The 12,778-nt window shown below is 65.6% G+C and carries 9 protein-coding genes and 1 pseudogene; 6 read left to right on the top strand and 4 right to left on the bottom strand.

Annotation, left to right across the window (positions count from 1 at the left end):
- Nucleotide 1 precedes the first annotated feature (1 nt).
- The 5 genes from mnmC to ACK3BK_RS18625 all read left to right on the top strand — a co-directional run bounded on the left by mnmC (nucleotide 2) and on the right by ACK3BK_RS18625 (nucleotide 7,252).
- Nucleotides 2-1,987 (top strand): bifunctional tRNA (5-methylaminomethyl-2-thiouridine)(34)-methyltransferase MnmD/FAD-dependent 5-carboxymethylaminomethyl-2-thiouridine(34) oxidoreductase MnmC, encoded by a 1,986-nt coding sequence (gene mnmC / locus ACK3BK_RS18605; RefSeq protein ID WP_288376236.1) that lies wholly within the window; start codon nucleotides 2-4, stop codon nucleotides 1,985-1,987.
- 123 nt (nucleotides 1,988-2,110) lie between these two features.
- Entirely contained in the window at nucleotides 2,111-3,898 is a 1,788-nt protein-coding gene (locus ACK3BK_RS18610; protein WP_411383055.1) for an N-acetylglutaminylglutamine amidotransferase, read from the top strand.
- Nucleotides 3,899-3,901: 3 nt separating this feature from the next.
- On the top strand, nucleotides 3,902-5,644 hold the full coding sequence (gene ngg, locus ACK3BK_RS18615; protein ID WP_186711773.1) for an N-acetylglutaminylglutamine synthetase: 1,743 nt from the start codon (nucleotides 3,902-3,904) through the stop codon (nucleotides 5,642-5,644).
- Between the two features lie 83 nt (nucleotides 5,645-5,727).
- Nucleotides 5,728-6,912 carry an osmoprotectant NAGGN system M42 family peptidase gene (locus ACK3BK_RS18620; protein WP_186667013.1) on the top strand — a complete coding sequence of 395 codons (1,185 nt, stop codon included), beginning with the start codon at nucleotides 5,728-5,730 and terminating at the stop codon, nucleotides 6,910-6,912.
- A 112-nt stretch (nucleotides 6,913-7,024) separates the two neighbouring features.
- Entirely contained in the window at nucleotides 7,025-7,252 is a 228-nt protein-coding gene (locus tag ACK3BK_RS18625; RefSeq protein WP_054893888.1) for a YheU family protein, read from the top strand.
- A gap of 152 nt (nucleotides 7,253-7,404) precedes the next feature.
- On the opposite strand, the gene csrA is transcribed toward ACK3BK_RS18625, so the two are convergent.
- Nucleotides 7,405-7,593, bottom strand: coding sequence for a carbon storage regulator CsrA (gene csrA, locus ACK3BK_RS18630; RefSeq protein WP_186710158.1), 189 nt, complete (start codon nucleotides 7,591-7,593; stop codon nucleotides 7,405-7,407).
- A 131-nt stretch (nucleotides 7,594-7,724) separates the two neighbouring features.
- Nucleotides 7,725-8,537 (bottom strand): SDR family oxidoreductase, encoded by an 813-nt coding sequence (locus tag ACK3BK_RS18635; RefSeq protein ID WP_186710159.1) that lies wholly within the window; start codon nucleotides 8,535-8,537, stop codon nucleotides 7,725-7,727.
- Between the two features lie 226 nt (nucleotides 8,538-8,763).
- Between ACK3BK_RS18635 and ACK3BK_RS18640 the strand changes: the two genes are divergently transcribed.
- Nucleotides 8,764-8,916, top strand: a complete 153-nt coding sequence (locus ACK3BK_RS18640; protein ID WP_065862157.1) for a DUF3309 family protein — start codon at nucleotides 8,764-8,766, stop codon at nucleotides 8,914-8,916.
- 102 nt (nucleotides 8,917-9,018) lie between these two features.
- Here ACK3BK_RS18640 and ACK3BK_RS18645 read toward each other — a convergent pair.
- Both ACK3BK_RS18645 and ACK3BK_RS18650 read right to left on the bottom strand, forming a co-directional pair.
- A pseudogene (locus tag ACK3BK_RS18645) lies at nucleotides 9,019-12,123 on the bottom strand (transporter substrate-binding domain-containing protein); the annotation flags it as partial.
- A gap of 9 nt (nucleotides 12,124-12,132) precedes the next feature.
- Nucleotides 12,133-12,759: a response regulator transcription factor gene (locus tag ACK3BK_RS18650; RefSeq protein WP_186667018.1), complete on the bottom strand. Its 627-nt coding sequence runs from the start codon at nucleotides 12,757-12,759 to the stop codon at nucleotides 12,133-12,135.
- Between the last annotated feature and the right edge of the window lie 19 nt (nucleotides 12,760-12,778).

The following is a 12,778-nucleotide window of genomic DNA, read 5'->3' on the forward strand; positions in this document are numbered from 1 at the left end:
CATGCCTGATACCCCACTCCCCCAGCACGCCCAGATCGACTGGGACGACCAGGGCCGCCCTCACTCGCGGCAATACGACGACGTCTACTTCTCGAAGAACGAGGGCGTGCACGAAACGGTATACGTCTTCCTCGAACGCAACCACCTGGCCCGGCGCTTCGCCGAGCTTGCGCCACACGCCTGCCTGGTGATCGGCGAGACCGGTTTTGGTACCGGCATGAACTTCTTCTGTGCCTGGCAACTGTTCGCAGAAAAAGCCCACCCCGAGGCGCGGCTGCACTTCGTCAGTGTCGAGAAGTACCCGCTGAGCCGCGCCGACCTGGCACGCGCTGCAGCGCTGTGGCCGGAGCTTGCGCCCTACAGCGAACCCTTGCTGGCGCAGTACGTGGCAGTGCACCCGGGCTTCCAGCAATTCAGCTTCGAACAGGGCCGGATCACCCTCACCCTGCTGGTCGGTGACGTGCTGGAACAGTTGCCTCAGCTCGACGCGCCCATCGACGCCTGGTTTCTGGACGGTTTCGCTCCGGCGAAGAACCCGGACATGTGGACGCCGGAACTGTTCGCGCAACTGGCGCGGCTGTCACGCCCCGGCACCACGCTGGGGACCTTTACCACCACCGGCTGGGTACGCCGTGGCCTGGCGGCCGCCGGTTTTGCGATCAAGAAAGTGCCGGGGCTGGGCAAGAAGTGGGAAGTGATGGGGGGAGAATTCGTCGGCTGGCCTGAAGACCTGCCGACACCGCCGCAACCCACCCCCTGGTATGCACGCCCCGCCCCCGTGAACGGCCCCCGTCGCGCACTGGTCATCGGCGCCGGGCTGGCCGGTTGCGCCAGCGCCGCCAGCCTGGCCGCACGCGGTTGGCAGGTCGAGGTGCTGGAGCGCCACGACGCCCCGGCCCGAGAGGCTTCCGGCAACCCCCAGGGCGTGCTGTACCTCAAGCTCTCGGCGCATGGCACTGCCTTGTCGCAGATGATTCTCGCCGGGTTCGGCTACACCCGCCGTTGGCTAGAACGCCTGCAGCGTGGCCGTGACTGGGACGACTGCGGCGTGCTGCAACTGGCCTTCGACACCAAGGAAGCCGAGCGCCAGGCCAAGCTGGCCAGCGCCTTTGACAGCAGCCTGCTGCAGTGCCTGGATCGCGAGCAGGCCGAAGCGGTCGCCGGGGTCGCCCTGGCCAGCGGTGGGCTGTTCTACCCCGAGGGTGGCTGGGTACACCCGCCCGCACTGTGCCACGCGCAACTGCAACACCCACGCATTCGCCTGCTCAACCATCACCAGGTGATCGAACTGCGCCGCATCGACGGTCTGTGGCAGGCCTGGGACGGCGAACAATTACTGGCCAGTGCGCCGCTGGTGGTACTGGCCGGCGCCGCTGAGATATGCAACTTCGAGGCATGCGCCGAGCTGCCGCTCAAGCGTATCCGCGGACAGATCACCCGCCTGCCACTGACCGAGCGCAGCCAGGCGCTGGGCACCGTGGTCTGCGCCGACGGCTACGTCGCACCGGCGCGCGACGGCGAGCATACCCTCGGCGCCAGTTTCGACTTCCATAGCCTCGACCTCGCCCCCACTGCCGGCGAGCACGCAAGCAATCTTGGCCTGCTGGAGGCGATTTCTGCCGACCTGGCGCAGCGCCTCGATACGAGCGCACTGGATCCGGCGCAACTGCAGGGGCGTGCAGCGTTCCGTTGCACCAGCCCGGATTACCTGCCGATCGTCGGGCCGCTGGCCGACCCTGCTGCGTTCAGCACGACCTATTCAATGCTGGCCAAGGATGCCCGACAGGTCCCGGCCATCGACTGCCCCTGGCTGGAAGGCCTGTACGTCAACAGCGGCCATGGCTCACGCGGCCTGATCACTGCGCCTCTGAGCGGCGAGCTGATCGCTGCCTGGGCCAGTGGCGAACCACTGCCGGTGCCTCGGGCTGTGGCCGAGGCCTGTCATCCAAACCGGTTCACGCTGCGCAAGCTGATTCGCGGCAAATGAAACGGCACCCACCCGTCCCATATAACAGATTGATCTAAAACTCCCGCAAATCCCCCGGGTCAGTTCCTTAAGGTGCCCCATGTGGGGGCACTCTTTCCCCAACGGCAAAACCGGTAAGGACTTATGTGCGGATTAGCAGGAGAGTTGCGTTTCACCCCCATCGACCAAGCCCCCCGCCCGGCGGATCTCGCCGCGGTGGAGCGCATCACCCACCATCTGGCGCCACGCGGCCCTGATGCCTGGGGCTTCCATAGCCAGGGGCCGATCGCCCTCGGCCATCGGCGCCTGAAGATCATGGACCTGTCCGACGGCTCGGCGCAGCCGATGGTCGATAACACCCTCGGCCTGTCCCTGGCCTTCAACGGCGCCATCTACAACTTCCCGGAGCTGCGCCAGGAACTGCAGGACCTGGGTTACAGGTTCTGGTCCGACGGCGACACCGAAGTGCTGCTCAAGGGCTACCACGCCTGGGGCGCCGCGCTGCTGCCCAAGCTCAACGGCATGTTTGCCCTGGCCATCTGGGAACGCGACAACCAGCGCCTGTTCCTGGCCCGCGACCGCCTCGGCGTCAAGCCGCTGTACCTGTCGCGCAACGGCGAGCGCCTGCGCTTCGCCTCGACCCTGCCGGCGCTGCTCAAGGGCGGCGACATCGACCCGATGATCGATCCGGTGGCGCTCAACCACTACCTCAACTTCCACGCCGTGGTGCCCGCCCCGCGCACGATACTGGCCAACGTGCAGAAGCTCGAGCCCGGCACCTGGATGCGCATCGACCGCCACGGTGAAGTCGAGCGCCAGACCTGGTGGCAGCTGCATTACGGCCCGCACCCGGACGAGCAGGACCTCGATCTCGAAGGCTGGACCACCCGCGTGCTCGATGCCACCCGCGATGCCGTGGCGATCCGCCAGCGCGCGGCTGTGGATGTCGGCGTGCTGCTGTCAGGCGGTGTCGACTCCAGTCTGCTGGTCGGCCTGCTGCGCGAGGTCGGTGTGGACGACCTGTCGACTTTCTCCATCGGTTTCGAGGATGCCGGCGGCGAACGTGGCGACGAGTTCCAGTACTCGGACCTGATCGCCAAGCACTACGGCACCCGCCACCACCAGCTGCGCATCGCCGAACACGAGATCATCGAGCAATTGCCGGCCGCCTTCCGCGCCATGAGCGAGCCGATGGTCAGCCACGACTGCATCGCCTTCTATCTGCTCTCGCGTGAAGTCGCCAAGCACTGCAAGGGCGTGCAGAGCGGCCAGGGCGCCGACGAATTGTTCGCCGGTTACCACTGGTATCCGCAGGTCGATGGCGCCGAGGATGCCTTCGGCGCCTATCGCAAGGCGTTCTTCGACCGTAGCCACGACGAATACCGCGACACCGTGCAGGCCCCCTGGTTGCTGGACAACGATGCCGCTGGCGATTTCGTCCGCGAGCACTTCGCCCGCCCCGGTGCAACCCATGCGGTGGACAAGGCCCTGCGCCTGGACAGCACGGTGATGCTGGTCGACGACCCGGTCAAGCGTGTCGACAACATGACCATGGCCTGGGGGCTGGAGGCACGTACGCCGTTCCTCGACTATCGCCTGGTCGAACTTTCTGCACGTATCCCGGCGCGCTTCAAGCTGCCCGACGGTGGCAAGCAGGTGCTCAAGCAGGCGGCGCGACGGGTCATTCCCCATGAAGTCATCGACCGCAAGAAGGGCTACTTCCCCGTACCCGGCCTCAAGCACCTGGAGGGCGCGACCCTTGGCTGGGTACGCGAACTGCTGACCGACCCGAGCCAGGACCGCGGCCTGTTCAACCCGGCGATGCTCGACCGCCTGCTGAGCAACCCGCATGGCCAACTGACCCCGCTGCGCGGCTCCAAGCTGTGGCAATTGGCGGCCCTGAACCTGTGGCTCAGCGAACAAGGAATCTGACCGATGAAAGCCCATAGTGCCTATGGCCAGCGCCTGCTGCGCGGCCAGGCGCCCTCCTACGAACGCCTGCAGGCCCGCCTGGCGGGCGACGGCAGCGACCCGCACGACCAACCGCGTGCGGTGCACTGCGGCTGGGGGCGGTTGCTGATCGGCCACACCTACCCTGACCCTGCACAACTTGCCGAGGCCATGCTCGACGAACAGCCCGGCGAACGTGACATCGCCCTGTACGTGGCGGCCCCCCAGCAGTTGCTGGCCCAGGCGCCGCAACAGCTGTTCCTCGACCCCTCCGACACCCTGCGCCTGTGGTTCACCGACTACCGCCCGGCGCAGCGCGTGTTCCGGGGCTTTCGCATCCGCCGCGCGCAGGCCGAAGGCGACTGGCAAGCAATCAACACGCTGTACCAGGCGCGCGGCATGATGCCGGTCAATCCCGAGCTGCTCACCCCGCGCCATCTGGGCGGCCCGGTGTACTGGATGGCCGAGGACGAAGACACCGGCGCCGTGATCGGCAGCGTCATGGGGCTGAACCACAGCAAGGCTTTCGACGACCCCGAGCACGGCAGCAGCCTGTGGTGCCTGGCCGTCTCCCCGCAGTGCAGCCGTCCGGGTGTCGGCGAAGTGCTGGTGCGCCATCTGGTGGAGCACTTCATGAGCCGCGGCCTGGCTTACCTCGACCTGTCGGTGATGCACGACAACCGCCAGGCCAAGCGGCTTTACCAGAAGCTGGGCTTTCGCAACCTGCCCACCTTCGCCGTCAAGCGCAGGAATGGCATCAACCAGGAACTGTTCCTCGGCCCTGGCCCTGAAGCCGGGCTCAATCCCTACGCGCGGATCATCGTCAACGAAGCCCTGCGCCGTGGTATCGAAGTCCAGGTGGACGACGCCAGCGCCGGGCTGTTCACCCTGAGCCTGGGCGGGCGCAGGATTCGCTGTCGCGAATCACTGAGTGACTTGACCAGCGCCGTGACCATGACCCTGTGCCAGGACAAGCGCCTGACCCGCAAGGTGCTGCACGATGCCGGGCTGCAAGTGCCTGCCCAGCAGTTGGCGGGCAACGCCGACGACAACCTGGCCTTTCTCGAAGAGCATGGCGCCGTGGTGGTCAAGCCGGTGGATGGCGAGCAGGGCCAGGGTGTCGCGGTCAACCTCACCGAATACGACGAGATCAGCCAGGCTGTGGAGCACGCCCGGCGTTTCGACAGCCGCGTGCTGCTCGAGAGCTTCCACGCCGGTTTCGACCTGCGCATCCTGGTGATCGGCTTCGAGGTGGTGGCCGCCGCCATTCGCCATCCGGCCGAGGTGATCGGCGACGGCAAGCACACCATAAAGGCACTGATCGAGGCCCAGAGCCGCCGTCGCCAGGCCGCAACCGGGGGTGAAAGCCGCATCCCGATGGATGAGGAAACCGAGCGCACCCTGCGCGCCTGCGGGCTGGGCTTTGAAGACGTATTGCCCGCAGGCCAGCGCCTGGCGGTGCGGCGCACGGCAAACCTGCACACGGGCGGCACCCTGGAAGATGTCACCGAACAGTTGCACCCGGTGCTCGCCGATGCGGCGGTGAGGGCTGCGCGGGCGCTGGAGATTCCGGTGGTGGGCCTGGACCTGATGGTGCGCGATGCGCAGCAGCCAGACTACGTGATCATCGAAGCCAACGAACGGGCCGGGCTGGCCAACCATGAACCGCAGCCGACTGCGGAGCGGTTCGTGGATCTGCTGTTCCCGCATAGCCAGGCCCTGGCCTGAATCGCTGCTGGCCTTTTCGCGGGCAAGCCCTTGTGGAATGGGCTTGCCCGCGAAAAAGCCAGCAAAGACCCCAAGGAGTACCCATGTCCGAACGACTCCCCGAACCCGACCTGGACTACCTCAAGCGCGTCCTCCTGGAGATGCTTGCCATCCCCAGTCCAACCGGCTTCACCGATACCATCGTGCGCTACGTAGCCGAGCGCCTGGACGAACTGGGCATCCCCTTCGAGCTGACCCGCCGTGGCACCATCCGCGCCACGCTCAAGGGCCGTCAGAGTTCGCCCGATCGCGCCGTCTCGGCACACCTGGACACCATCGGCGCCAGCGTGCGGCAGTTGCAGGACAACGGCCGCCTGGCCCTGTCGGCGGTGGGGCACTGGTCCAGCCGCTTCGCCGAAGGCAGCCGGGTCAGCGTGTTCACCGACACCGGCGTGTTTCGCGGCAGCGTGCTGCCGTTGATGGCCAGCGGGCACGCTTTCAACACCGCCATCGACCAGATGCCGATCAGTTGGGAACACGTTGAGGTGCGCCTGGACGCTTACTGCGCTACCCGCGCCGATTGCGAGGCGCTGGGCATCGGCATCGGTGACTTCGTCGCCTTCGACCCGCTACCGGAATTCACCGACAGCGGCCATATCAGCGCCCGTCACCTGGACGACAAAGCCGGCGTGGCGGCATTGCTCGCAGCCCTCAAGGCTGTGGTGGAAAGTGGCCGCCAACCGCTGATCGACTGCCATCCGCTGTTCACCATCACCGAGGAAACCGGGTCCGGGGCCGCAGGCGCGCTGCCTTGGGATGTCAGCGAGTTCGTCGGCATCGACATCGCCCCGGTGGCGCCGGGGCAGGCGTCCAGCGAGCATGCGGTAAGCGTGGCGATGCAGGACTCTTCAGGGCCGTACGACTACCACCTGTCCCGCCATCTGCTCAAGCTCGCGAGCGACCAGGAGTTGCCGGTACGCCGCGACCTGTTCCGCTACTACTTCAGCGACGCCCACTCGGCGGTCACGGCCGGGCACGATATCCGCACTGCGCTGGTGGCGTTCGGTTGCGACGCCACTCACGGTTACGAGCGCACCCACATCGACAGCCTGGCTGCACTGAGTCGCCTGTTGTCGGCGTACCTGCTCAGCCCGCCCGTGTTCGCCAGCGACTCGCAACCGGCCAATACTTCTCTGGAGCGCTTCAGTCATCAACTGGAGCATGATGCGCAAATGGAGAGCGATACCCGGGTGCCAGCGGTGGATAGCCTGGTGGGCAACAAGAGCTGAACCTGGCGGCGGCGTCTACGCGGGTGACCCCGCCCAGACGTCGCCGGCAATTAACGTCCCTGCCCCACTTTCAAGTAGCATGCAGCCCAACCTGCCCAACCCGATAGCCATCATGCTGATCCCCTACGACCAACTCGAAGCCGACACCCTCACCCGCCTGATCGAAGACTTCGTCACCCGCGACGGCACCGACAACGGCGACGACACCCCACTGGAAACCCGCGTGCTGCGCGTGCGCCAGGCCTTGGCCAAGGGCCAGGCGTTCATTCTCTTCGATCTGGAAAGCCAGCAGTGCCAGTTACTGGCCAAGCATGATGTGCCACGGGAGCTTCTGGACTAGGGTCTGCCTGAAATGTATCTGCACTCGCCCATACTGCGTTGAAACGGGGCTCGGAACGCTCATGTACTCCAGTACAGTCGTGCGCGACCCCGGGCGTTCCTCCCCCCGTTTCGCCTTGTCTGGCCTTCGCGCAGACACATTTCAGACAGCCCCTAAGCCGAAGTGCTGCGCTCCAGCTCCTGCTCCTTGATACGCTTGTGAATCTCCGAGCGGTGCACCACCACCTCACGCGGTGCACTGATCCCGAAGCGCACTACCCCGCCTTCTACGGCCATCACCTTGATGCGGATGTTCTCGCCGATGGTGATGACCTCGCCGATTTCGCGTCCGATTACCAGCATGCTCCGATCCTCCAGATCGAGGGAAAACCCGAGCCTGCGCTGGGGTTCCGGCCTATTCAATCATTCACCCATGAAAAAGACCGGACCTACCTAGCAAGGTAAAAACGCCTACAGACCGACACCACAAAAACCTAGTGACCCGAGCGCGCCTTGGCTCGCATCTTCACCGCCATGGCGGCCATTTCGTCATACAACACCTGCGGGGCTTCGCACTTCAGGCGCCAGGCGTCGCGCCCGGCCTCGTGCGGCAGGATCAGGAACTCACCGGCATCGACCTGGGCATGGATGTAGTCGGCGATGTCGGCAGCGGTGATCGGAGAGCCCTCCAGCAGCTTGCCGACCTGCGCCTTCATCGCAGGATTCGGCCCGCGGAAGGAGTCGAGCAGATTGGTCTGGAAGAACGACGGGCACACCACATGCACCCCCACCTCTAGCTGGCGCAACTCCACCAGCAGGCTTTCCGACAGCGCCAGCACTCCGGCCTTGGCGACGTTGTAGTTGCTCATCCCCGGCCCTTGCATCAACGCCGCCATCGAGGCGATGTTGATGATGCGCCCCTTGCTGCGCTCGAGCAGTGGCAGAAACGCCTTGCAGCCCTTGACCACGCCCATCAGGTTGACTGCGATCTGCCAGTCCCAATCCTCGAGCGACAGCTCGGCGAAAAACCCGCCCGAGGCGACGCCTGCGTTATTGACGATCACATCGATGCCGCCGAATTGCTCCTCGCAGGCTTGGGCCAGGGCGGTGAGCTGGCTGTAGTCACGCACGTCGCAACGCTGCACGAAACCACTGCCGCCTGCGGTACGTACCAGCTCCAGGGTTTCGCGCAGGCCTGCATCGCTGACATCGGCCAGCGCCAGGCGCCAACCCTCTCGAGCCCAGCGCAGGGCGATCTCGCGTCCCAGGCCGGAACCTGCGCCTGTGATCATGATGCGGTTTTGCATGGTGACGGGCCTTGTGCCGACTGAATTGCAACCGAGTCTAATCAACGTCGGCCAGCCAGGCAGGGTCCATCAGGATAGTGAATGGATGGGCATGACCCATTGGTCAGTATCGATCCTGCGAAGAAGCCGCACACCAATGGAATCTTTCCCAAGCGGCACCAGTCCGAATCTACAAGAGGCCAGCAGTTCCAGGCCCTTGCCCCTCAATCACGCAAGGACTTCGCCCATGACCACGATCCTCATCATCATTCTGATCCTGCTGCTGATCGGTGGCTTACCGGTCTTCCCCCATTCGCGCAGTTGGGGCTATGGCCCGTCCGGCATCGTCGGCGCTGTACTGGTGGTGCTGCTGGTGCTGTTGTTGCTCGGGATGATATGACGCCACCGCCATGCCGCCAGCGGCGGCGTGGCGCTCGAGCTGGCGATCCAGTTGCTGCATCGCTGTGCGCAAGGCGCGCACATCTGCGCCCAATTTCACCGGTGCAGGGGACGGCTCGGCGCAGGTCCGTTCGAGGCGTTCGCACAACGTCACCAAGGTGCGGGCGCGCACGATGCGCGCAGCGCCCTTGACCCGGTGGGCCAGTTGCGCAAGCGCCTGCGGCTGGTGCCTGAACGCCTGCAGACGCTCGAGGTCGCTGCGATTGCTGCTGCGCAAATCGGCCAGCAAGGCATTGAGCGCAGCCTGGTCCTTGCCCACCAGACGCGTCAAATGGGCCATGTCCAGGATCGGTTGCCCGCATGCGGTCGCTCGCGAGGGTGGACGACAGGCCGTCAGCACCCGCTCCAGGTCTTGCAGCCCCAGCGGTTTGAACAGGCAAGCGTCCATGCCCGCCGCCCGGCAACGGTTTCGCTCATCGGCCAGGGCGCTGGCCGTGAGCCCGATGACCCGGCAGCGCGGACGCTCGCTGCGCCGCTCATGTTCGCGGATTGCCCGCGCCAGCGCCTGCCCACCGAGGCGTGGCATGCTGCAATCGCTGATCACCACATCGAAATGCTCCTTGAGCCACAAGCGCAAGGCCTGCGTGCCATCTTCGGCGACGCGGGCCTGATGGCCAAGGTAATCGAGCTGCTGCGCCAGCAGCAGACGGTTGGCCGGATAGTCATCGACCACCAGCACCCGCAATCTGGCGAAGTGCGCCATGGCTGTGGGCACGGTCGGCCCCTCACGAGCTTCCTGCGCGGTCAGCAAGGGCAACTCAAGGTGGATGCACACGCGTGTTCCCTGCCCCAGCACACTGTCCAGCCTCAGGTGCCCCCCCATCATCTGGCACAGGCTGCGACTGATGGCCAAACCCAGCCCGGCGCTCTGCCGTGGCGATTGCCGCTGGTTGCTGGCCTGGCGAAAGAGCTGGCCAAGAACTGCCAATTCATCGGCGGCAATGCCGATCCCGGTATCCTCCACGACCAGCTCGACCGTGAGCCTGGCCCCCTGCGCACGCGCCTGCAAATCAACCCGGACATGGCCCTCCCCAGTGAACTTGATCGCATTGCTCAGGACGTTGGCGAGGATCTGCTTGAAGCGCAGAGGGTCGAGCATGACCTCGCACGCCTGTGCACCGCGCATGTCCAGCTCCAACACCAGCCCCTTGGCCCGCGCCTGCTCTTCGAACAACTGAACCACGCTGGCCACCTGCTCACCCAGCACGACCCGCTGCGGCGCCAGTTGCAAACGTCCGGCTTCGATCCGGCTGACATCGAGAATGTCACCGACCAGCTCAAGCAGGCCGCGTGCGGCATCGGTGGCCACCTCGATGGCCATGCGGTCGAGGACACCTTGGCCCGCCTTGCGCTGGGCCAGTTCAAGCATGCCCAGCACGGCGTGCAGCGGGGTGCGGATTTCATGGCTCATGGTGGTGAGAAAATCCGTCTTGGCCTGGTTCGCCGCCTCAGCCTCGCGGCGCGCCCGTGCCGCCTCTCGCTGCAGACGGCGCAGGTAACGGATCCATACCAGCGCCAGCAACAGCAGGCCCAAGGCCGCCGCGAAGCCTCCCAGGATCTTGCCACGATAGCGTGACCAGACCCCGTCCCCCACGATCAGCGGGTTGCGCCAGCGGCGCACCAGGGCATCGGTTTCCTGTGGGGAGAGGCTGAGCAGAGCCTTGTTCAGGATGCTCTGCAACTCCTGCTCGCCGCGCGCCGTGGCCAACGCAAAGTGAGCCGGTGGCAAGGATACGCTGGCCGCGATCTTCACCCGCCCCGGGTACCATCGAGCGATCATCGGCCGCGCATCGTCGTAGGTCAGCACCGCCGCGCTCACCTGGCCGCGGGCGACCGCGTGCAGGGCCTCCAGCGCCCCGTCATAGGCTTGCAAGCGGATACGCGGGTAGCGCTGGGCCAGGAGGTCCGGCACGGCACTGCCCAGGATCACGCCAAGTCGGTGCCCCTCCAGCCCGGCCAGGCTCGCGGGGCCGGGGGCGTCTTCACGTGTCACCAGCACCCTTGACGCACTCAGGTAAGCCCGACTGAAACTCAGCTCGCGGGCCCGTTGCGGGCTGTAGGCCAAACCGGCAATCACTTGCGCACGCCCTTGACGTACCCACTCGATCATCTGCTCGATAGTGCCTGTGCCCTGCACCTCGAAACGCAACCCGGTGCGCTGGCTGACCCATTGCAGGATGTCCAGGCTAAGCCCCTGCAGCCCCATCTTGGCATCGCGATAGCTCAGGGGTAGCAACTGTTCGTCCAGCACCACCTTGACCACAGGATTGTCAGCGATCCAGCGCTGCTCGGAAGTGCTCAACTGCAAGGCCGCAGGATCGTAGGCCGCCATTACCAAAGGGCTCCAGCGTCGGCGGATCTGCTCATGCTGGGGCTCGCCAAGGCTGGCGAGGGCGTCATCGACCAGGGCCGCCAGCGGTCCGGTCGAGTCGAGCATGGCAAAACCGATCGCCTGTGAATCCAGGTCTGCGTGACCGACCGCCTCGACCCCGAACAGCTGACTGCGCCCCAGCAGGTAGCGCCCTTTGAGGCCATCCCCGATGTACACATCGGCCTGGCCCAGTACCAGCGCGGCCATGGCACTGAACGGCGAGGCATGCCACTGGACCTGCGCCAGCGGGTAGACCGCCAGAACCTGCTCCAGTGGGCGATAACCTTCAACCATGGCCAGGCGCATACCGGGCTCATGCCCTGGACCAGGTACGCTGGTCGGCCGAGCCGCCATCAGCATGGGCCGATCCTCGGCATAGGGGTGCGACAAGCGCAGCCCCGCATCCTGGGCCTGGCGTGCAGTCACCGAGCCGACCAGGTCGACGCGTGCATCACGCAACGCTGCAAAGGCTTCATCCTGCGAGGCAAACACCTGCACCTCGACCGGCAGGCGCAAACGCGCCGCCACCAGGCTGGCGTAGTCGGCAGTGATACCCTCATAGGTCTGGCCAGTGCCCAGCAGGTCGAAAGGGGGATCGTGTCGTTCGACGATACCCAGGCGCAACCGACCTCGCTCCCACAACCAGCGCAGGGCGTCTTGCGTCGGCTCGATGGTCGGCCCCTCTAGGACAACCCACGAATGCAACTGGGTGGCAGCCGCCACCGGCGGGGCGATCAGGCACAACAGCAGCGCCAGCGACAGGGCTCGCCCGAGCACTGGACAGCTCTAGATCAGCAGGTTGCGGCGGGCGAAATCCGCGAGATCGATGAGCGAACGGACCCGCAGCTTTTCCAGCAGACGGCTCTTGTAGGTGCTGATGGTCTTGTTGCTCAGCAACATCGCATCGCCAATTGCCTTGTTGCTCAAGCCCCTGGCCAACTGCTGCAGAACCATCAGTTCACGGTCGGTGAGGCTGGCGATGCACTGTGCCTCGCTGGCCTTGAGATCCTGCCGGTGCACCGAGCTGAGCGTCACCTGCGGAAAGTAGGTGTAACCGGAAAGCACCGCGCGCACCGCCTTGTTCAGTTCGCCAAGATCATCGGTCTTGGACACGTAGCCCGCAGCGCCGGCCTGCATGCAACGCAGCGAATAGGCCTCGGCCAGTTGCGAGGTGAGGATCAGCGACTTGGCCGGGTGCTCCAGGCTGCGCATCCGGGCGATCACCTCCAGGCCATCCAGGCCCGGCATGGTGATGTCCAGGATCACCAGGTCCACCGGTTCCTGACGCATCAACCGCAGTGCATCGATACCATTGTCCGCCTGCCCGACGACCTCCAGCCGTTCCTGGCGCAACAGCATGCACACGGTCGAGCGGATGAAAGGGTGGTCGTCGACCACCAGTACCCTGCTCATGCTCGTTCCTCGCTCGTCA

The sequence above is a fragment of the Pseudomonas sp. L7 genome, from assembly GCF_046605565.1.
Classification (GTDB): Bacteria; Pseudomonadota; Gammaproteobacteria; order Pseudomonadales; family Pseudomonadaceae; genus Aquipseudomonas; species Aquipseudomonas wayambapalatensis.